Annotated in this window: 15 protein-coding genes; 9 read left to right on the top strand and 6 right to left on the bottom strand. The window is 53.0% G+C overall.

Annotated elements, in window-relative coordinates:
- Positions 1-25: 25 nt before the first annotated feature.
- A complete protein-coding gene (locus AC3Y2E_RS32160) occupies positions 26-1,123 on the bottom strand; it encodes a winged helix DNA-binding domain-containing protein (RefSeq protein WP_379217359.1) in 1,098 nt (365 codons plus the stop codon).
- A 643-nt stretch (positions 1,124-1,766) separates the two neighbouring features.
- Here AC3Y2E_RS32160 and AC3Y2E_RS32155 point away from each other — a divergent pair.
- Positions 1,767-3,869, top strand: coding sequence for a TerD family protein (locus AC3Y2E_RS32155; protein WP_379217358.1), 2,103 nt, complete (start codon positions 1,767-1,769; stop codon positions 3,867-3,869).
- A gap of 94 nt (positions 3,870-3,963) precedes the next feature.
- Here the strand turns inward: AC3Y2E_RS32155 and AC3Y2E_RS32150 are convergent, their stop codons facing one another.
- Entirely contained in the window at positions 3,964-4,881 is a 918-nt protein-coding gene (locus tag AC3Y2E_RS32150) for an aldo/keto reductase (RefSeq protein WP_379217357.1), read from the bottom strand.
- Between the two features lie 186 nt (positions 4,882-5,067).
- Here AC3Y2E_RS32150 and AC3Y2E_RS32145 point away from each other — a divergent pair, with 186 nt between their 5' ends.
- Complete coding sequence (locus AC3Y2E_RS32145) at positions 5,068-5,613, top strand: alpha/beta hydrolase (RefSeq protein WP_379217356.1); 546 nt, start codon at positions 5,068-5,070, stop codon at positions 5,611-5,613.
- Between the two features lie 391 nt (positions 5,614-6,004).
- Positions 6,005-7,699, top strand: a complete 1,695-nt coding sequence (locus AC3Y2E_RS32140) for a discoidin domain-containing protein (RefSeq protein WP_379217355.1) — start codon at positions 6,005-6,007, stop codon at positions 7,697-7,699.
- A 381-nt stretch (positions 7,700-8,080) separates the two neighbouring features.
- On the opposite strand, the gene AC3Y2E_RS32135 is transcribed toward AC3Y2E_RS32140, so the two are convergent.
- Positions 8,081-8,764 (bottom strand): GntR family transcriptional regulator, encoded by a 684-nt coding sequence (locus AC3Y2E_RS32135; RefSeq protein ID WP_379217354.1) that lies wholly within the window; start codon positions 8,762-8,764, stop codon positions 8,081-8,083.
- Positions 8,765-9,000: 236 nt separating this feature from the next.
- Between AC3Y2E_RS32135 and AC3Y2E_RS32130 the strand changes: the two genes are divergently transcribed.
- Entirely contained in the window at positions 9,001-9,966 is a 966-nt protein-coding gene (locus AC3Y2E_RS32130) for a DMT family transporter (protein ID WP_379217353.1), read from the top strand.
- On the opposite strand, the gene AC3Y2E_RS32125 is transcribed toward AC3Y2E_RS32130, so the two are convergent.
- Together AC3Y2E_RS32125 and AC3Y2E_RS32120 are read right to left on the bottom strand one after the other, a co-directional pair.
- Positions 9,963-10,169 carry a helix-turn-helix domain-containing protein gene (locus AC3Y2E_RS32125; protein ID WP_379217352.1) on the bottom strand — a complete coding sequence of 69 codons (207 nt, stop codon included), beginning with the start codon at positions 10,167-10,169 and terminating at the stop codon, positions 9,963-9,965. The genes AC3Y2E_RS32130 and AC3Y2E_RS32125 overlap by 4 nt on opposite strands.
- A 180-nt stretch (positions 10,170-10,349) precedes the next feature.
- Positions 10,350-12,989 (bottom strand): DUF4855 domain-containing protein, encoded by a 2,640-nt coding sequence (locus AC3Y2E_RS32120; protein WP_379217351.1) that lies wholly within the window; start codon positions 12,987-12,989, stop codon positions 10,350-10,352.
- Positions 12,990-13,648: 659 nt separating this feature from the next.
- Here AC3Y2E_RS32120 and AC3Y2E_RS32115 point away from each other — a divergent pair.
- The 5 genes from AC3Y2E_RS32115 (at position 13,649) to AC3Y2E_RS32095 (ending at position 20,669) form a co-directional block, all read left to right on the top strand.
- Positions 13,649-15,292: an extracellular solute-binding protein gene (locus AC3Y2E_RS32115; RefSeq protein ID WP_379217350.1), complete on the top strand. Its 1,644-nt coding sequence runs from the start codon at positions 13,649-13,651 to the stop codon at positions 15,290-15,292.
- 100 nt (positions 15,293-15,392) lie between these two features.
- Positions 15,393-16,298, top strand: coding sequence for an ABC transporter permease (locus AC3Y2E_RS32110; RefSeq protein WP_379217349.1), 906 nt, complete (start codon positions 15,393-15,395; stop codon positions 16,296-16,298).
- A 31-nt stretch (positions 16,299-16,329) separates the two neighbouring features.
- The gene (locus AC3Y2E_RS32105) at positions 16,330-17,214 is read left to right on the top strand and encodes a carbohydrate ABC transporter permease (protein WP_379217348.1); all 885 of its coding nucleotides are present in this window, start codon (positions 16,330-16,332) and stop codon (positions 17,212-17,214) included.
- 33 nt (positions 17,215-17,247) lie between these two features.
- On the top strand, positions 17,248-18,981 hold the full coding sequence (locus AC3Y2E_RS32100) for a sensor histidine kinase (protein ID WP_379217376.1): 1,734 nt from the start codon (positions 17,248-17,250) through the stop codon (positions 18,979-18,981).
- 14 nt (positions 18,982-18,995) lie between these two features.
- The gene (locus AC3Y2E_RS32095) at positions 18,996-20,669 is read left to right on the top strand and encodes a response regulator (protein ID WP_379217347.1); all 1,674 of its coding nucleotides are present in this window, start codon (positions 18,996-18,998) and stop codon (positions 20,667-20,669) included.
- A gap of 102 nt (positions 20,670-20,771) precedes the next feature.
- Here the strand turns inward: AC3Y2E_RS32095 and AC3Y2E_RS32090 are convergent, their stop codons facing one another.
- A complete protein-coding gene (locus tag AC3Y2E_RS32090) occupies positions 20,772-21,551 on the bottom strand; it encodes a sporulation protein (RefSeq protein WP_379217346.1) in 780 nt (259 codons plus the stop codon).
- Positions 21,552-21,979 lie beyond the last annotated feature (428 nt).

Here is a 21,979-nt window from a genome sequence, read left to right as displayed (position 1 = left end):
CCCAGTCCTTCCGTGTCCTATTTCCTTATGGATCCACCCCTTGAAAGGATGTCGCAGCTAAAGGCTGTCCCATAAATCTGCAATACCTCTCAGCGGCCTCTATGAGATGTTGTTCGCTTACCTTCAAAGATGGGAATAGGTTAAACTCGATGTCGATCCCTTTACTCTTCATCGTGCGTTTCCAGGTCCCGGCGATTTGACTATCCATGACGATGGTCGGTAGAAATACGCCGTTATTGCCGGGGACAATATGTCGGGCATATTCCGCACTTAATACGGAACTTCGGTCTTTATAGCCGAGTAGATATTCGTCGAATCCCGGAAGCAGGTAAACCTTCGCTCCTTCTTCCATTGCCCCAACGTGAACATGACTGGGCCCCCAGTATTCCTGCCCTTGCATCTTCTCCATCGCCAGCCGAGATTGAGCAGCCTCGACACCCTGTCTTGCATCCGAAAGCGTGATCCCGGCCCACCAGGAAAAATCTTGAACCGTTGCTGGCCCATGCCCGGTAAAATAACGCTCTGCGAGCAAAGCGAGCGCCTCGCTCCTGGGTATCTCCTTGGCGGCGGGCACCCACTCATCCAGCAAAACAAAGGTTTGCTGCTTGCCTTCCCTAGGTCCTAGACAAATGTGACCGGACACAGCCAAATGCCACAGAAGGTGATAACCCCGTTGATTGTTTGTGCCGATCCCATGATCCTCAAGCAATTGCATGAGATGGGGCCGGATTATCCGCTTGTTCCCCTGCAAGGCGTCATGGATGAGCTGCTTGCTGCGTTCGATGGTCGTCTGATCCAGTTCCAGTTGTTGAAGTCTTCGCTGATCCTGTGCCAGAACGCGCGGAGCCAGAAGCTTCAGGACCCATCGCACATCTTCCGGCAGTACGAAATGAATCGTGCCGCGCAGCGGCCAAGTCAGCATAATCTTACGGTCTGCGATGCTTTGCTCGATATCCGCGGCTGTAGCGGCTTGCATGCGCACTCCGACCGCCCACAGCGCTTGGTGATAATCCTGTGCCTGCAAAGCGCCGATATGCCGGACAACCTGTTCAGGCTTGTTGAACTTGTCGCCGGCTATATGCAGATTGAATATTCGTCGATATGGAATACTTGGTTCCCTCATGAAATGCCTCCGGTATTGGGATCATGGACTTTGATATGCCGCTTTAGCTCGACAGCCATTACCCGCATGCTGACCACCTAACCGTCAGGAGATAACGGTCCAGGATGCTTAGCTGTTCTTCAAGGCACATAAGCGCCTACACTCACGATGATACCGATAAGAGTAGTCAAATCGAAACACCTCGCTGTTCCATTCCGATCGGAAATGGGAAAATCCCCCTACGTCCATTTAGTTTATTAGTTTAATGGAGCGAAAAGGATAAGTCTATGTTTTTTGAAAAGTTTATACAATTTGAGAGAGCGCGGCATCGGGGAAGGAGACGTCTTCTTTCGAGCAGCCTAACCATCTCCAAGCGATTTCCCTCCCGCGGCCGGTTTGTTGAAGATTTCCATGTCGTAATACTTCCGCCCTGTTTGCACATTGCGAAGTATGGGATGATGGACACATCAAAGGTTCGAGGTCATCGGCTTTCCAACCTGTAGCTTCAGGCTATTGCGATCCTTCCTTCTACTTCATTGGGCGAACTAGGGTCGCAGCTTTCCTGAAGGATGTCTATTCCCGAGAGGAGGCATCCAGGCTATAATATTCCTTCCTTCTATTCCTTCTTCCAATGAAATTAGGGATATTGCTTTCCTGGAGTCTTATGAGAATCAATACTATCTATTTACGCAGAGCAAACAAACTGATCGCGAACCGGGGGAACGGGTCTAATCGGCTCCCGGAAACGGTTTTGGCTACAGCGATGAAAAATATCGAGCGTCTTGGTTTTACTTTCTCGCATTCCTTGATGCATACGGTATGTACGTTTTCCATGAAACAGATGGAATCGTTCTATCATCCGTTGGTGGCCGATCTAAAGAAGCTGGTAGGTGCCCATGTCGAATACAGACCGATGTATCCTAACTTCCCGATGCAAGTGATGGAAGCAACGGATGCGGAGCTGTACCTGAATGCTATCCGTCATTATCTTACATGGGAGGGTCCCGAGTATGAGATCGCGGACCCGGCTCCTTTACTGGATAAGGCAAACTTGAACGTCATCGATCTGGGAAGTAAGGCGGAGTTCCATACGATGATACGGCGGCTGATCGAAGCCAAAGTATCGATCTCCGGGACGGACAGGGAAGATATCGATGCCGTAATCGAGTGCGCGGATCCGAAGGAGCTGCATGAGATTTTGCCTGCCGGGATTCCGCTTAAGGAAAATGTAGGATTTGTGGCGGGTTCGTTATTGAAGCATGACAAGGCAAATGTGGAGCTGATCGGCCGTTACATCAAGACGGCCACCGATGTGCTTCGACTGGCTGTAGCTTGGTCGGACGGCGATGTCAGTCTCGCCGAGGCCACACGTTTCCGCAAATTTAAACGTTCCGAGAGACGGCTGCTGCTCGGGTTGCTGGAGCGGTGCGGCCCAATTACGGAGGATATGCTGAGATACAAGCAGCGCTGGATTCGGTTAGGCGAGATTTTGCATCCTTCGGAATACAAGCATCGTTATACGCGCTGTCAGGAAGCTTTCGATATTTTGCGAAACAACAAGCCTTTCACGACGTATAACGGAAGCCTGGAGGTCGCCCTCCAATATCGGAATACGTGGGCGGCGATCGACCTGCTGATGCGGCGTCCGGGCGAGTTCGCCAGAAGGCTGGACCACTTGCTGCGTTCGACCGAGTACGCGGAGTATGCCGTGCTGGCCTTCGGGGAAGTCGCGGACCAAGTATCGACACCTGTGCTGGTGCAAGTGAAGTCTCACTTTGCGCATCGTCACGAGCCCCAGCAGATGCGCACCGTGTTTCCGAAGGGAAATGTAACTAAAGCATTCGCTATCCCCCATACGCTCCCGGCACTGGATGCCGAAGTATGCCGAGACGTGGTGCAAGTGTGCGACCGGGCGCTTATACAACGGTTCGCCAAGCTGCCCCCGCTGGGGAAGACTTATATTGACGACCGTCTGAAGTCCTACAAGGTCCCGTTCTCTCAGAGATCGGCAAGCAAAGCGCTGCATACGATTGTGCGGGGAAGCCGGTTGCCGATCGGGGAGGGAGACACGATCCGTTTCTTCAGTTGGTGGAAAGAGGGACGGGTTGACGGCACGCCAACGGGACGCGTAGATATTGATCTGTCGTCCGTCCTGTATGATGGCGATTGGCAGTACATGGAGCACATCTCGTATACGAATCTCCGGTCGGCCAAGTACCGGGCCGTTCATAGCGGGGATATCGTGGCGGCTCCGCAAGGCGCGTGCGAATTTATCGATCTGCACCTTCCTTCCATCGTGAATTACGGCGGCCGCTACGTGGTGGCCACGCTTCACTCGTTTACGGCTCAGCCGTATTGCCACCTGCCGGAGTGCTTTGTGGGGTGGATGATGCGCAAGAAGCCGGGATCGGGCGAGATTTTCGAGCCTTCGACGGTTGCCAATAAGATGGATGTCACAGCCGATACGCAGATCGCGATTCCGGTCATCCTGGATCTGGTCGAGCGCACAGTCGTATGGACGGATCTGTCACTGACGAGACATCCTGACTATTACAACAACGTAGAGGGGAACCAGAGAGGGATGGTCCTGATGGGGAAAGCCATGACAACTTTGCGGAAACCGGACCTCCACGAGTTATTCCTGCTGCATGCCCAGGCAAGAGGCGAGATTGTCTACGATAAGGATGAGGCCGATACGCTATTTTCGGTGGAAAGTGGGGTTACTCCATTCGATATCGAGCAAATTATGGCGGAGTTCCTGGCTTGAGGGGTCATGGCCCATCATGGTAAGGATGTAAGGAGGAAGACACGGACCTGGCTCCATAAGAAAGGGCACCCGCTCCCCGGGTGCCCTTATGACGTTACGGAAGAATGTTCCCCGCCGAACGGAAAATGGCGTACCACTCTTCGCGGGTCAGGCGAATGTCGGCCGCTTTGCAGCAATCTTGCATTCTCCCGACATTCATCGTGCCGATCACCGGTTGCATGTTCGCCGGGTGGCGAAGCAGCCAAGCGATGGCGATTGTCGTGTTGCTTACTTCGTATTTGGCCGCGACTTCGTTAATCTTGCTGTTCAATTCGGGGAACTTCTCGTTGTCCAGAAAGACGCCTTCGAAAAACCCGTATTGGAACGGCGACCAGGGCTGAATCGTAATTTCGTGCAGCCTGCAGAAGTCGAGCACGCTGCCGTCGCGGTTGACGGCGGAGTGGTTGTCCATGTTGACGTTGAACCCTTGGGAGATCATGTTGGCGTTTGTAACGCTCAGTTGCAGCTGGTTGGCGACGATCGGCTGTTTGACAAACTTCTTCAACAGCTGGATCTGCATCGGATTCTGGTTGGAGACGCCGAAATGACGCACTTTACCCGAGCTTTCGAGCAAATCGAACGCTTCCGCCACTTCTTCCGGCTCGACGAGCGTGTCCGGACGGTGCAGCAGCAGCACATCCAGGTAGTCGGTCCGGAGCCGCCGCAGAATGCCGTCGACCGAATTCAGAATATGCTCCTTGGAGAAGTCGAACATTCCGGGACGAATGCCGCATTTGGATTGCAGTATGATGTTATCGCGAACGCCGGGGCTCATTTGAATCGCTTCCGCAAATACTTCCTCGCATTTGCCTTTACCGTAAATATCCGCATGCTCGAAAAAGTTGGCGCCTTCCTCAAGCGCGGCCTGAATGAACCGTTCGGCCTGCGGCTTGTCCAGCGAGCCGAGACGCATACAGCCTATGGCGATAACGGGTACTTCTAACGGGCTGACCCCGAGCGTGATTGTCCTCATTGCTTAACGCACCTCCGTTTTAGTATCCCTGTTTATTGTGGCACAGGCGAACCCCGCTTTCAATACTCGGGGACGGAGGGAGCGCTCCAATCGGCAGGAAAGCAATCGGAAAGAAACGAACGCAACCTTAGTTTGCTACAATTGGAAAAGAAATCTTCCGCTAATATAAGGAGAGGACGACAGGATATGAAAAAACAATTGCTTTTCATTCAGGGAGGCGGGCAAGGGGCTTATGCAGCCGACTTGAAGCTGGCGGCAAATCTGCAGGCGCTGCTGGGCTTCGAATGCGATGTGCTCTATCCGAAGATGCCTGACGAGGGGAGACCGGTTTATGGAGCATGGAAAGCCCGAATTGCAGCTGACCTATCGGTATTGGAGGGAGAAGCGATTCTTATCGGTCATTCGCTCGGCGCATCGTTTGTAATGAAATATCTCACTGAAGAAAAGCCGTCGAAGCCTGTTGCGGGCGTGTTTCTTCTGGCGGCTCCCTATTGGGGTGCTGAAGATTGGGAAGTGGAAGAATACGCTTTGGGCGAACGCTGGGTGTCCGCTTTTTCAGATATACAGCCTATTTACTTGTATCATAGCCGCGACGATGAAATCGTGCCGTTTACACATCTGGAACGTTATGCGGAAAGGTTCCCGGAAGCTATCATTCGCAAGCTTGACGGAAGGGGGCATCAGTTCAACAACGACTTATTTGAGGTGGCTCAGGTTATTAAGACTCTATAGGTAGTACTGCTTTGATAGGAATAGTGGCGGATTGCCGAATGTCGGCCAAATATGGAAATCCCCCTAGCCGATCTGGAAAAATGACAAGACACCCCCAGTAAACAGCTGTAAAAATATAGATACAGCTACTGCCTGAGTGAAGCGCGTTCCGACCCAACCTCATATCAGCTTGCGGCTCCTAATATCTACACGTTGTGAAGAGCCCGTCCCCCCTTAGTTCATTTACTATTCCCGGCTACCGCCCGATTCGACTCCTTATTCCATACCTGTAGATTCAAACTATCAAATGGACGTATAGAAGACTCGCTGTCTGCAAACCGAATGTGATGAGGAGGTGATCGGCCTAGTAGCTGCACAGAATCATCCAAATGAAACTAGGAGGAGTTAAGGCATGGAAGCTAGCGAACGTAGGTTTCGAAGTAAAGGGCTTGTCGTCTTGCTTGGCTTGAGCTTGACTGTACTGTCTCTCGGAATCTTTTCTACGACTGCTGGGGCGGCTTCTATTACGTGCAGTACGGCTTCTTGTTTCACCTCGGCCTTGTCTAATGCTGCAGCTGGCGACGTCATTACATTAGCGGCAGGAGTAACGTTCCCGGGAAAATTCGTGGCAAGCGCCAACGGCACCTCAGCGAATCCGATTACGATCCAGTCCGACAATTCCAACAAAGCGATTCTGGACGGCGGCGGGACGGATAAAAATTACACGCTGCATATTACAGGCGACTATTGGGTTGTGCAAAACGTGAAGATTACGAACGCCAAAAAAGGAATTGTCCTTGACAACGCCAACCATACATTACTCGATCAGGTCGAAGTGTACCACATCGGCGAAGAAGCCGTTCATTACCGGGACGGCAGCTCGTACAATACGATTCAAAATTCGTACATCTACGATACCGGTACGGTAAATCCGCAATACGGCGAAGGCGTCTACGTCGGTTCGGATGTCGGCAAATGGGGGAGCTATATTAAGGAAACGGATCACAATGTGATCCAAAATAACGTCATCGGTCCGAATGTACGGGCCGAATCGATTGATATTAAAGAAGGGGCAACGGGGACGATCGTCGAGGGCAATACGTTTGACGGAACCGGCATTTCCGGTGCGAACGCGGCGGACAGCTTCATCGATATCAAGGGCAATGACAGCATCATCCGGTATAACATCGGTTACCGGAACAACAACGCCAATATTAACGATGCGTTCCAGACGAACGAGAAGTCCCCGGGATGGGGGTACAACAACGACATCTATCAGAATACGGTCGATCTGAACAATACCACCGGCTACGTCGTCAACGTCAAAGCGGGGTTGGCCACGGTCTGCAATAATACTCGGACCCCGTCCGGCAATATGTATACCGGAGCGGTTACTACGTATACGAGCTGTACCGGAAGCGATACGATTGCGCCTAGCGCGCCGACAGGTTTGACAGCGACGGCCGTATCCGGCAGCCAAATCAACCTGAGCTGGAACGCTTCCACCGACAATGTCGGAGTTACCGGTTATGACGTGTACCGGAACGGCACTTTGCTGAAAAATGTTGCAGGTACGTCTGCTTCCGATATCGGGTTAACGCCAAGCACCACGTACAGCTACTATGTGAAAGCGAAAGATGCGGCAAATAACGAATCGGCGGCGAGCGCCACAGCTTCGGCTACCACGGAGGCGGGCACCCCGACACCGGTCGATGCGAAACTCCCCGTTCCTGCGGCGAATGTGACGGCAAGCACGTCCGACTCGAACGTGCCGGCGAGAGCGGTGGACGGCAGCTTGAGCACACGTTGGTCCGGCGAAGGCGACGGAGCGTGGATTCGATTCGATCTCGGTTCGAGCAAAACCGTAGCTTTGGTGAAAATCGCTTTCTACGATGCGACCAACCGGACGTTTACCTTCGATATCCAAATCTCCGAGAACGGCACAACCTGGACCACGCTTCAAACCGGCCTGCAAAATGCCAAAAACAATAACCTGCAAACCTTCGACGTGACTGATACCACAGCTCGTTATGTCCGATTGGTCGGTCATGGCAATACGAAAAACGCGTGGAACAGCTACACGGAAGTGGAAGTGTGGGGCAGGTGAAGGTGTGTTTAGAGCGTGTGTGTGAATAGAAGCAGAGCCTCCAAACCATTGGTTTGGGGGCTTTTCTAAGTAAAACGATGACGTGTCGCAGGCCGTTCATCGTGGCGGTTCGGCCTTGTGTCCCTGGTTGTGGGCAAGAGGGAACAAGCGAATAAGAGTGGTTTGTACCCTTTATTTTGTCCGAAAACCGCTTAGACGGGCGAATAAGAGCGGTTTGGAGTTCCTAAAATCCGCTATACAGGGGCAGACCCCAGCAGTCGGCTAAAATAAGGGGGGCAAACCGCCTTTATTCGCTTTAGTTTTTCGGGTAGGCCGAAAATAGCGGGTGCCAGAGGCTCTTATTCGCTTGAAAGCGCCCTAACGATCCATCCTTCAGCACATCTACGAATCTCTCCAAAGCTCGTCCAGCCCCAAATAACCGGGACGGGTCGTCTTCAGCCCCGCGACAGACTCCATAATGTGATCTTCCAATCGTTTAGAGGCTTGATCCACATCTCCAGCGCGCAGTGCAGCTAAAATCGATCTATGTTGTTGTGCGCCTGTCGGTATCGGGTCCAGATCTGCGCGATATTGCCGATCATAAAAGAGATCGTACAACATGACATATATACTCGTCTTATCCAATAACTGATCGGTCAAACTTACCAAGAAACGATTGCCGCTTCTGCTGACAAGGGTGTGATGAAACACTTTGTTTGCCGCGAGGTAAGCTAGCACATCGCTCTGCCCCAACGCGGCTGTTTCGTCATGGCAGGCCTCTTCCATCCGCTGAAAGTCTGCCTCGGTAAATTGGCCGGCCCCCAGCTCGAGCCCCATCAGCTCAAGCTTGGCGCGCATCTGGTACGCTTCCTGAATTTCCTCTTGCGAAGGCTGAATGACAAAAGCGCCGCGATTCGGAACGAGGTCGATCAGCCCCTCCTGCGCCAATCTGCGCAGTGCTGCCCGAATAGGAGTCCTGCTAACCTGCATCCGTTCAGAAATTATGGTTTCCAACAGCTGTGTCCCGGGACGGAGCTTGCGCTTCAAAATCGCTTGCTTCAAATCCTCATAGATGACTTGCTCCATAGACGACTTTTCCGATTGTGTCATAATGACCCCCTTGCATGGAGACGTGGCTTCATTATACTACTTTGCTTCCAGCATGATCCACATCTTCAGTTGACGAAAACGGCAGCCTCTTTTAAAATGAAATTGTAGAACAATATTGTTCTACAATTTTGCGCAAAGTTAGTCCCAACCTATGTTACAAGGAAGCGGCCGGACGGAAGGATGCTGGGTCGAATTTGGCGAGGAGCGTACATATGCAGGCGGAGAAATGGGTTGTTTATGTCCTTTTGGTTGTGAAGGCTTTCATCTATGGACTATCTGTTCTGTGGCTCGGCAAACTGCTGCAAAATATCGGGGTCTTAGATGTATTGGCCCTGCGTTTCCTTTTAAGCGCACTTGGCATTCTTGTGTTAGTCCGGCTTGGCATCATCAAGCTTCGTTTTCAACGGAAATCAATAAAAATGCTGCTGCTGGTATCTATTTTTGAACCGATTGGATATTTTTTGTTCGAGACATTGGGGATTCAGCGAACTTCCACGGTAATGGCCGGCATTATTTTAGCCTTGCTGCCGCTGGCTGCCCTCATCACGGAAAGCCTCATTTTGCGGGAAAGAACGACCTTGCTGCAGAAGCTATTCTTAGGTTTGGGGATATTGGGGGCGGTCATCATTGTTCTCTTTACTTCAACACAAGGAGGAAGCAGCGAGTGGATGGGAATTGTATTCCTGCTGCTGGCGGTAGTAAGCGGAAGTCTGTTTCTCGCCTTTTCGCGCAAGGCCTCGGCTTCCTTCAGCTCCATGGAAATTACAGCATTTATGAGCTTCGCCTCGGCCATCGTATTCAATCTTATTAATTTGTTCAAGCATGCGCTTGAAGGGAGTTTGGACCGATATTTCGTTCCTTTGGGCGATTTCGGCATTTTGAGCGGCCTCTTGTTCCTTGCATGGATCTGTTCACTCGCAGCTACGGCCATCAACAATTATGCATGCTCCCAAATACAAATCTCTTCCGTGTCGGCGCTAGGCGGGCTCACGATGGTCGTTACGGTGCTTGCAGGCGTTATTGTCAATCAAGACAGCTTTACTGTTACGCACTTGATCGGAACCATATTGATATTAGCAGGTAGTGTAGGGGTCAATTATTTTGGCGGGAAGGCCGGCCGGCAGAAGGGGAACGAGATGCAGAGAGGTATGGAGCAGAAGGGTAAAACTTTTCCTTAAATCTGCTCCATTTCAGAAGGAGCGATATTCAACTGCCCAGCCAATGCAAAAATAGTGTTGAGCGTAGGGCGGCGTTTGCCTCGCTCCAGCAAGCTGATATAGGTCCGGTCGAGCTTGGCCAGAAAAGCGAGTTCTTCTTGACTTAACTTCCGCTCTTCGCGAATTTTTCGTAATTGTTGCCCGAAAACAGCCTCGATGCTCAAGGATCATCACTCCTTGAGCTTTATTCTAAACGTGTGACAAATAGTCTACGGACTATAGTCACGGACATACAATCATGCAGGGGAGCGAGCAAACTCCCCTGCAAGCCAACATAACCCGGCGTCTAAGCCGCCAAATATCCTACCTGCGGCGCTAAGCCATCCTCCTACAACAACGAGCGATTACTCCAAATCCTCGCCAGCCTGCTCCTCAAACTCCAACAACCCTCGAAGCTTTTCCTTCCCCCCATCCAGGTGATACACCCCGAACTCATAGAAGGAATACCCGTATCCGGTCGCTCTTTGTATGCCTTGGAATTTCACGTAGCGGGCTTGGACCGGGTCAAATTGAACCGTTTGTTTCCCGTCATGGGCGGTGAGGATTCCGTTGTTCGTCCGCACGACCGGGGTCCACTTCTGCTTGTCGGTGGAGACCAGCAGTTGGAACGTGTTCGCACGGGCGTACTCCCAATCGATCGTGATCGTATCGATTGTTGTCCGTTTGCCGAGGTCGACCTGGAACCAGGTGTCGTCCCGGTATTCGCTCGCCCATCGGGTGGCCGGGAAGCCGTCAACCGCTTTGCCAGCGGCGTAGTCGGGTTTGTCCGCTTCTACCGAAGAGGCTTCCGCGGCTTGGTCCTGCGCCAGATTCCCGATCAGGGAGTAGACGCCTTCCTTCAACGTGTCGAACGCCCCGGCTGATATGAATTGGTGCTCCTTCATGATTTCCAGCTTGGCATTGAACTCTTTTACATATTTTTCGAAATAAGACCGGTTTTTCCGCTCGAACTGCTTCATCATGTCCAGATCACGAAGGAGAGCGCGGGCCGCTTTCGCATGGGTGATTTGGTTGTCCGCCGCGAACCGGTTCACCAGCGATTTCATGCTCTCCGGGCTGGCGGCCGTTTCGATGACATACGACGTTTTCCGCGACTTGCCCGCCGTCACGGTGACGATCAGTTCATGCTTGCCCAGCTGGCCGGCCAGATTCAGAACGGTACCTTGGGTGTACGGCTTCCCGTCAAAGGTGGCGGTTGCTTTGGTCACCCCGCTGCCGTCGTCATTCAGAACGCTCCATGTAAACTGAACCGGCTCCGTATCCGGCACCGGTACAGCGACTCCGCTTTGGAGCGGTTTGCCGTTCATCAGCACCTTGGCCTCCGGCGGGAGGGCGTCGTTTTTCACATACGTTCCTTTGACGAACTGGTACAGCCAATCATACAAAACACGGTTAGCCGGGTCTGTGCTTACCGCGGTATTATAAACGGCATCGTTGCCTTGGTAGTAAGCTTTGAACCCGCTCTGCATCAGGCCGGTATCCACGCCGCTGTTCAAATAATCGATATACCGCTCGCGGAATACGCCGTCAGTCAGCATCCGGTCGTCAAACTCCAGCTCCAGGGACATTCCGTACCGCTTGGCGGTGTTGGCGGCATCCTCCAGACGGTCGTAGTCCATCTCCTCGAAGAAATAGTTCGGCTGGAACGCTACGGCGTCAATCCCAACCTCTTTCCACATGAAGCTTTTGTAAGCCAGGAAATGCGGAATCCAGAAAAACTTCAAATCCATCGCATGAACCTGCGCGCCCACCGAACGAAGCAGATCCGGCCCTGTCGCGCTTGTGCTGATCTGCTCTTCCAGCCAGTACATCCCAACAAGCTCCAGATGGGAATAGCCCGCCTGCTCCCATCGGGTCTTCACTTGATCCAGCCACCACTGCACCGCCTTCACCCGATTGGCGAGCGCCTTCGCTTCTCCGACGGTGGAAGCGTTAAAGCTTAACGATTCGCCGTTCACCACGCCGAACGGGTCCAACCCCTCGCCCGGGTCGGGAATCATCAAGACGACTTTTTCCTTCAGGCCGGGCTGCCCCAGCTTGACCCCGACTTCCTTGGCCGCTTCATTTAACTGCTGCATATCGCCGTTCGCGGCGAACGTCTTATCCAGATACCAGGTCCAATCCTCCAGATTGGCTTTCCCGTCGAATCCCCGCCCGGTGGGCGAAGTCAGGCCGAGATAAAGCACTCCGTCAAATAGCCTGTCCACCGGCTCCCCGGCTTGATTCACATAGCTGATATTGGGGATGATCCGTTCTTTCGTCCAGTCGCCCTTGTTGTTCGGGTAGTGTCCGTTATAGAGCAGGCCCAGATTGTGAATGCCGGCGGTTGCTTCTCCCGGCTGCAAGAGTCCTACCGGATCGGCGGGAACGGTTACCGCTCCTTCCCGTTTGCCGTCCGCACCCCAGATTTCCACTTCATCGATCAGCGTCCAAGCCCGGGTATGCATCGGAAACGTCACTTTCACATAGCGGGCGTAAGCCATCTCCGCATCGGAATTGCCGCTAAGGATGCTGTCTCTGCTCCCGTCCCATTCAAAGGTTTCTTGTCTGGGCGGTCCGTCGCCCCACAACAGCCGGGTAGCCTGGTGGGAAAGGGCACCCCAATTCGTGTTGTCGTCGGAGACGTACATCGAAACCGACAAGGGCACGAGGATCGAATTCGTCGGCCAATCCTGCAGGAAGCGGGCTTTGACAGCCGAGATCGACTTTTTCTCGCCCAGATCGAATACGACCTCGCGCGTCTTTCCTTTCACATGTCCGACCCATGCCGGGTCTTGCCTGTCCAGCAGGCCGTACTTGCCGTCCGTCAGCTTGCGGCTGGTGTCCGGATACGTTGCCTCCGGCGCTTCCGACCATATATAATCCAGTCCTAAAGCAAGATTCCGTACACCGGGCGGGGCCTCTTCCGCTTGCACGGCGGGAACCAGTGTGAACAACATAACTGCCGTCATCACGATCGCTGCCCATTTTCTCTTCCAACTCATAAATCCAGCTCCTTCCAAGGTTTGGGACAAACAGCATGAACGTTGCCAGAATAAATCGCTTACAAATTTAACTGTGCGGGATACGTCCCCATGCGGGTCTCAGACTTTTCGCTTCCGGGCATGCCTCCTTTCCGAACGATTCCTTCTCTATAAGAGGTAGTTCAAAAAGTCCACTTTTGATCACGAAGTAGATACAGGAAGCGTATTCGATATCGAATATGGAATTCAGCCGGAACTTCCGGTGCTCACGTAGCTTTCACTACGCTCCGCTCCTCATTTCCTAGCTTCATCCCATCTTCTCGGTGCTGAAAACCGGACTTTTTGAACTCGCACTTTAAGGATCGAAGCATCCAGGAATCTTCTTACTGTAAGAATAGAAAAAGCGGCCGCTCTTTCTAAAGAGATAAGTTATGACTTTCGTATACATTTGTTTACCTGCTCCCGGCGGGCCGGCATGAACAGGGGCCGTGCTTCCAAACGGAGTGCCTCCACGTCAAGAGGTGTATATCGAAGTAAAGACTAGTATATGGTTGCAGGTCAGTCCCCTGCCTATACTTGAATTAGGAAGACGCTACCCGAAAGCGGCGGTGCTTCGGAACCGGTTAACGGACAGCAGGAACAACAGTCCGGACGGCTGTTAGACAAAATGGAGGGGTAGTATGAACAAGAAAACGAAGGCACTTTCGTTCAGCGCTTTGGCGCTTTGCCTGGCGATGACCGCATGCAGCAAAGACGCCAAAGAAACGCAAAACCAGCCGGATAACGCTACATCCGAACAAGGAAGTAAAGTAATCGAGGTATCGACGGTGTCGCCAAGCGATCCGTACTTGAAGTTCGATCCGGGCGAGAGCTTTCAGAAAAACGCCGTGTATGATGCGTACGAGAAAGATATCGGCGTCAAAATAACGAACAAATGGATCGCGGATACGAGCCAGTTCAAGGAAAAGGTGAAAATCACGATCGCCTCCGACGATCTTCCGGACTTTCTGCTGGTGAACGCGACCCAATTAAAAGAGCTGACCGAAGCGGATATGATCCTAGATCTGACGGAAGTGTACAACAAGCATGCATCGGAGGAAACGAAGAAGTTTCTGACGATGGACGGCGGCACTCAGATGAAAACGGCTATGTTCGACAATAAGCTGATGGGGATTCCGAGCTCATATAATCCGTATAACTACCAGTTTTTGTATGTGCGAACCGATTGGCTGAAAAAGCTGAACCTGCCCGAGCCTAAGACGATGGCGGATTTTATGAAGATCGCCGAAGCGTTCAAGACGCAAGACCCGGGCGGCACGGGCAAGTCGTACGGATTAGCGGTTAGCAAAAATCCGTTCAACAGCGACACGGGGGTAACCGGACTGCGGGCGTTCCTCAACGGCTACCATGCCTATGAAAATATTTGGATCGACGACGGCCGCGGCGGGCTGATGAACAGCGACATCCAGCCGCAAGTGAAGCAGGCGCTGGCCGCGCTGCAGGAGATGTTCAAGAAAGGCTTGATCGATCCCGAATTTTCGGTAAAAGACGTAGAGAAAGAAGCGGAGCTCGTCTATAACAACAGCATCGGCATGGTGTACGGGGCGTCCTGGACGCCGGCCCAGCTCGCCAAAGGCGCAGTGAAGGACGGCAAAGTGGTGCAGGAGTGGGGCGCGTTCCCGATCCCGTCCGTGGACAGCAGCCCGGCTTTATCGCAAATCGGGCTCGGTGTGGACGAATATTACGTCATCTCCAAAAAAGCGAAGCATCCGGAAGGCGTTATCAGGCTGCTGAACCAATGGATTGCGGTCGACAACCATCCGACGGAGGAGCAGAAAGTATACGAGTACGGCAAAGACCGCGTAGAGAAGGGCAACAACTACTGGCTGCTCAGCCCGCTTCGCGTAGGCAAGCAGATGGACAATAACGGGGAAGTGCTGCCGAAGGCGATCGCGAACAAAGACTCGAGCATTCTGGAGACGAAGGATCAAAGAACGCGGTATGAGCGTGCGATGAAGTATGTGAACGGCGATACGACCATGTGGTGGGAATATTTGATCTCAGGTCCGAACGGGGCGTATTCGCTGGTGCCGTCCATCCAGAAGAACAAACAGTATTTGCAAAACAAGTTCTATGGCGCGCCGACCCCGACGATGGCCGACAGGCAGGAGATTCTGCTCAAGAAGCGGGACGAAGTGTTCTTCAAAATTATAATGAATCAAGTATCGGTTGATGAGTTCGATAAATTCGTGGAGGAATGGAAGAAGCTCGGCGGCGATGCGATGACCAAAGAAGTGAACGAGTGGTACAAATCCAAGAAGTAATCGAACACGAAGCAATCGGGGGATGGGCGTAATCGGTCCCTCCCTCTTTTTTCGTTCGATCCAAGGGCAGCATCCGAAGTGATACAGCGAGGTGAATGACATGAATGCGCTAGCGCGGATCTGGAAGAGAGAGTGGCCGCTTCATCTGATGCTGGTTCCGGGAATCGTACTGGTCGTCATTTTCAGCTACGTTCCGATGGCTGGCATCATCATGGCGTTTCAGAAATACGTTCCGAACAAAGGACTGTTCGGCTCTCCCTTTATCGGGATGAAAAACTTTCAATTGCTGATCGATTATCCCGATATCGGGCGTATCTTTTTAAATACCGTATATATCGCATCGATGAAAATAATAGCCGGTCTGATCGTGCCGATCACAGTGGCCGTCCTGCTGAACGAGCTGCGGAGGGAGTGGATCAAGCGGACGTTCCAGACGCTCGTCTACTTGCCCCACTTCCTGTCCTGGGTTCTGTTAAGCGGCATATTGGTCGATGTGCTGTCGCCGTCCTCCGGCATCCTCAATCAGTTGCTCGGCTTATTCGGCATCCAGCCTGTTTTTTTCTTGGGCAGCAACGACTGGTTTCCGTACGTGATGGTCATGTCGGACGTATGGAAGGAGTTCGGATTCGGCACGATCGTCTACTTGGCCGCACTGACCAGCATTAACCCGTCGTTGTACGAAGCGGCGGAGATCGACGGCGCGGGGCGGATCAAGCAGACGCTGCACATTACGCTGCCCGGCATGCTGCCGATCATCATCCTGATGCTGACGCTGAACATCGGGAACGTGCTGAATGCCGGTTTCGAGCAAATCTTCAATCTGTACAGCCCGCCGGTGTACGAAAGCGCGGATATTATCGATACGTTCGTCTATCGCATGGGGGTGCAGCAGGCGCAGTTCGGCTTCGCTACAGCCGTCGGTTTGCTGAAGTCGGTCGTTTCGTTCATCCTGATCGCGTTTTCTTACTTGCTAGCCTATCGCGTGGCGAATTATCGCATCTTCTAAGAGCGTTCGCCTTGCAGAAGGGAGACTTACCGTGACTATAAAGACATCGCTAGGCAGAAAGGTATTCGTCGTGTGCAACTTCATCTTCCTGGCGCTCCTGTCCTTCCTGTGCCTGATGCCGATCATTCATATTTTGGCGATCTCCTTCAGCTCCGGAGCCGCGGCCGCGGCCGGCAAAGTGACGCTGTGGCCGGTCGAATTCACGACGGCGGCCTACAACAACGTATTCGGCAAGCCCGAATATTTGCGCGCGTTCTGGGTATCGGTCCAGCGGGTCGTGCTGGGCACGTCGCTCAGCATGTTTCTGGTCATCCTGACCGCGTATCCGCTGTCCAAGGAGACTCACCAGTTCCGGCTGAGAACCTGGTACGTCTGGTTTTTCGTATTTACGATCTTGTTCAACGGCGGTTTGATTCCTACTTACTTAACGGTAAAATCGCTCGGTCTGATCGACACGCTCTGGGCGCTGATCCTGCCGACGGCGGTTCCGGTATTCAACGTCATTCTGCTGCTGAACTTTTACCGCAGCCTGCCCAAGGAGCTGGAGGAGTCTTCGCGGATCGACGGAGCGGGGCATTTTACGACACTGTGGAAAATCTATGTGCCCTTGTCTCTGCCTGCGCTCGCCACGACGGGGTTGTTCACGATGGTGGGGCATTGGAACAGCTGGTTTGACGGAATGTTATACATGAATCATACTGAAAATTACCCGCTGCAGACGTTCCTTCAGACGGTCATTATTCAGATGGATTTCCGCTTCATTAAGGCGGAGAACGCCGAGCTGATGCTGAAGCTGTCGGATCGTACGAGCCGGGCGGCCCAAATATTCGTGGCAGCCTTCCCGATTCTGATCGTTTATCCGTTCCTGCAGAAGCTGTTCATTAAAGGGATCGTGATGGGGAGCGTCAAAGGATAACCGGACAACCAGGCCGCGACAGGAGAGTTTATGATGAACAGCTTGTTCTTTTTGCGCGATTCCTCGATTTTCAAAAAGATTATGGCTGCTTTCCTGGCGGCTTTGCTGCCGCTGATGGCGATTACATGGACGATCAACGAGAAGGGCGCGGAGCATATCCGCAGCGAGATTACGGAGTCGGTGCTGAACACGACGCGGTTTTATATGGATTCGCTGGACCAGGAGGCGGATCGAATCAGCCGGTATTTGCCGAACTATGTGATGGATACCGATCTGATGGAAGTGGCGGCCACGGGCAACGAGATGAGCTCGTACGAGCGGTCGCGCAACATATTGGACATTCAGCGGCGGCTGGAGCTGATGAAGCATTCCAGTCCTTTTATTCAAGAGGCCAAGGCGTACATTCCGCTCATCAGACGAAGCCTACTAAGCAACGACTACGAGACGTTTCTGGACGAAGACGAATATAAAGCGATGCAGCAAAATGCGAATCTGTACGAGGCTCCGTTCATTTTCTGGAAAAACCGGCTGTTCATCACGATGCGGTATCCGACGAATGCGGTCAAAAGTCCGATGTACATCGTAGGAGTCGAGCTGTCCACGGCCAAGATCAAGGAAACGCTGGCGCAAATCGGCCGCCCGCGCGGCGGGCAGAGCGTGCTGCTGAATATGGAGCTGGGCTGGGACATCGAGACCGGGATGGCTCCGGAGCTGCTGGGACAAATGAAATCGTTCGCGATGGAGAAGCAGGAGCTGCAGTCGGGCGAAGGCTACGAGACGATCGTGTACGACAATAAGAAGCATCTGGCCGTGTACAAATATTCGAGCCTCTGGAAGGCGTATGCCATCACCGTCATCCCCGAAGAGATGGCGCTCGGATCTCTGGATGTGTACCGGACGTTATTTTGGTGGGCTTGCGCGCTTGCCGTGTGTATCGTGCTGTTTTTCACTTATTTTCTGCTGCGGTTGATTTACCGGCCGCTTATGAAGCTGGTGCACTCCTTCCGCCGCGTTCAGCAGAACCGTCTCGACCCGATCGTCATCGACCGCGGTGCGGATGAGTTCGGCTATTTGTATCAAGCGTTTAACGATACGGTGCGGTCCTTGAAGACGCTCATCGAGGAAAACTACGAGCAGCAGATCCGCAATCAGCGGTCGGAGCTGAAACGGCTGCAATCGCAGATTAATCCTCATTTTTTATATAATTGTTTCTTTGTACTGTGCCGGTTGATTAAATCCGAGAATCAGAAAGAGAAGGCGTATCAGTTTTGCTTATATATCGGACAATACTTTCAGTTTATTACCCGCAACGATGAGGATGAAATCCCGCTGGAGCTTGAGGTGGAGCATTCGCGCACGTATGTCGAGATGCAGACGATCTGCTATGGGGAGCGGATTGAGGTTGCCTTCGACGGGGAAGTTCCAGCGATCTCCGTTCCGCGACTCATCCTGCAGCCGATTATCGAGAACGCTTATAAGCATGCACTTGGCAATATGCTCGGGCCCGGCGAACTATGGGTTCATAGCGAGCGGAAGGACGACGATTTCTCCTTGTACGTGGAGGATAACGGCTCAAGCATCACGGATGAGGACATCGGCCAGCTTCAGAAAAAGCTGCGGTATTCGTCGAAGCAGATCGAGGAGACGACGGGAATTCTGAATGTGCACCGCCGGATTCAACTGCGTTATGGAGAGGCGTACGGCATCACCGTGTCACGATCCGAGCTGGGCGGGCTGCGGGTCCGAATCAAACTGAGCGTAAGCTGAGAGGGAGGAGCGGCATGTATCGACTGCTTATCGTGGATGACCTTCCTATTATCGTCGACGGCCTGCTCGAGCTGTTCGAACAGACCGATCATCTGCAGCTCGAGGTGATGAGCGCTTATTCGGGCGAAGAAGCCTTGAAGATTTTGTCCGAGCGCCGGATCGATATCGTCGTATCCGACATCAAGATGCCGGGAATCGAGGGGATCGAGCTGCTGCAGGAAATCAAATCGCAGTGGCCGGCCTGCAAAGTGATCTTCCTGACCGGCTACAATGAGTTCCACTATGCGAGGAACGCTATTACCTACGGCGGTTTCGATTATATTCTCAAGGTGGAAAGCGACGAGAAAATCATCGGGTCGGTGGAACGGGCGATCGCCAAGATTGAAGAAGAGCAGGATCAGATGCAGATCGTCGCGAGAGCGCAGTCCAAGATGAGAATGGCGCTGCCCTCGCTGCAAAAGGAGTATATGTGGGGGCTTTTCCAAGGCAAGCAAGTGACGGAGGACGAGCTGAGGCAGGCTTTCAAAGAAATCGACATCCCGCTCGACGCCGCCCAGCCGGTTTATTTGCTTCTGGGAAGGGTAGACGCCTGGAAAGAGATGTTCACGATGCCCGACAAGGCGCTGCTCACCTATGCGCTGCAAAATATTGGCGATGAGTATTTGTCGGCGCAAGTGAGGAGTTACTCGGTCGTATTCGAGCTGTCCAAGATCGTGTGGATCATCCAGCCGAAGGCATCCGACGAGTCGTCTGGCCAGACCGGCAGCCTGGACTGGGTAAGAGCCCACCGCTATACGAGCGGCATTCTGGAGAGCGTGCAGGCGACATGCAGGAAGCTGCTGCGGCTGTCGGTATCGTTTCTGTTCGGAAGCGAGGCGATCGACTGGAGCCGTCTGTCGAACCGGTTTCATTCGCTCAAATACGGCCTGATGCAAGGCCACGGCTTGCTGCATGAGGTCATAATGACCGACAAGGACATTCAGAAGGCGGATGGTTCGGATAAGGCGGAAGGGTATCACGACGGAGTGTATCATGCCCGGGTCCAACTGCTCATGACGTGTCTGGAGAACAATCACCGGGAGCAGTTCAACAAGCTGTTTGTCGAGCTGACCTCGATATGGAACGACCCGGACGTCCCCCATGAGCGGAAAACGGAATTGTACCATTCGTTTTCGTCGGTATTTTTGTTTTATTTGCACAAATACCGGGACATCCGCGATTACGTCAATTTGCAGGTGGACCTCGACCGGTTGTTCCGTCATGACGATTCGGCTTCCTGGCCGGGGCTGATCGAATACTACTGGCAGATCGCTGATTGCTTCTTCGAATGGAATGCGCTGCGGGGCTCGCAGCTGCCGACCGAGGTCGTCGATAAAGTGCACCGGTATATCGAGGAGCATATCTCGACCGACATCTCGTTGACGGCTCTCGCCGATTACGTGGGCTTGAATCCGTCCTATTTGTCCAGGCTGTACAAGCAGATGACCGGGATCGGGCTGTCGAAATACGTGAACGATTATAAAAACGTAACCGCGAAAGACATGCTTCTGAACACCCCGATGAAGGTGAATGAGATTGCGGCTCAGCTCGGATACAGCTCGGCGCTGGCGTTTATCCGGTTTTTCAAGAAACAAAACGAGGTGACTCCGCAGGAGTTTCGGGTATCGCGCAGTTCGTCGTCCCCCTAGCAGGTATTCAACCGCCGTATATACTTGTAGAAACGGGAAAGAAGCCCTTCCGCATCGGAAGAGGCTTCTTTGTGTCAGGCCGCCTTGTGGGATGGCGTTCGATTACACGTATCTGCGGATCGTCTCGGCCAACTGTTCGGCGATATAGCTTGCTCCGGAGGCAAGCTGATTCCGGTCGAACCGCACCTTGACGAGCTGCTCGTCGGCGTCAAACGCTTCGGCGAACAAGCCGGCCAGTCCGCGTGCCTTGCGGTCGATCTGCAGCATCAGGTCGATTCCGTCTTCGTCCGGGTAGAATATGATTTCCAGCTCGTCGAGCTGGCCCCGGAACTGTGTCGTAGGGACAAATTCGAATTCCTGCACGAAGGACAAGCCGTTGGCCCGGCTGAAATACGGCGCGTATTCGCACGTGACTTCCCGAAGCCGGAAGCCAAGCCGGTCGGCCGCTTCGAGAACAACCGCAGCGAACGGGTGCGGCCTTACTTGCAGCGAGTCCCGGTCCTTCGGATCGACAGCTTCTTTAATACCCAGCCCTGTTTGAATCCATACGGGCGTCCGGCCCATCGTCGCCGGCGTAATCGCCGGAAGCTGGAACGAGACGGGAAACTCATACACTTGTCCCGCTTCTACAGTAAACTTCCCGGCGAGCAGAAATTTGCCTACTTCCGCGTCCACCTCGGTCTTCCGGTCGTTCATCTCGTTTAGATAACGCGTCATGACGAAGGCGTACACGTCATCCACCTGCTGATCGACGCGGCCCCCTTCAATCCGGACGACACCGCTGATCGTATCTCCCGCGTTCACCACATCTTGATGGAGCATGAGATTAACTTGGGCCGCTCCGATCCCGACGCTCGCAAGCATACGTTTGAACATGGACATGACGGGATTCCTCCTCTTTTCTGAACCTATTCACTGATACGTTGGGGGGAGCTATAGAGTTTCATGCCTCCGTAAAAGAAATCGGCAGCTTCGACAATTAGTACCTGGAGGCGGATTACTGCCAGTAATGCGTATGGGACGTTTGGTGGCAGCTGCGGCAAGAGGTTCTTTACGGTAAAGCGGAGGGGAGGTCGCCCTCCTTGTCGAGCCAGCGAGTGTCGCGAGCCGTTCATCGTGTGGATGGGTGGACGTTTGTTTGGACCTTCGGCCCTGTTTCAGGCGGGGGAGGCACCGAATAGGAGTGGTTTGCGGGACTTTCCTAGTTAGTGTTCCAAAACGCCGAAATCCCTTGTGGCAGTAAGAGAGTTTTGTATTACCAACATTTATCCTCGTTTATTTCTTTCTGAACCCAAATATTTTGTTAAAAA

The organism is Paenibacillus sp. MAH-35 (genome assembly GCF_058135425.1).
Note: the sequence above shows the minus strand (reverse complement) of the source record. Positions and strands in the feature narration are given on the sequence as shown.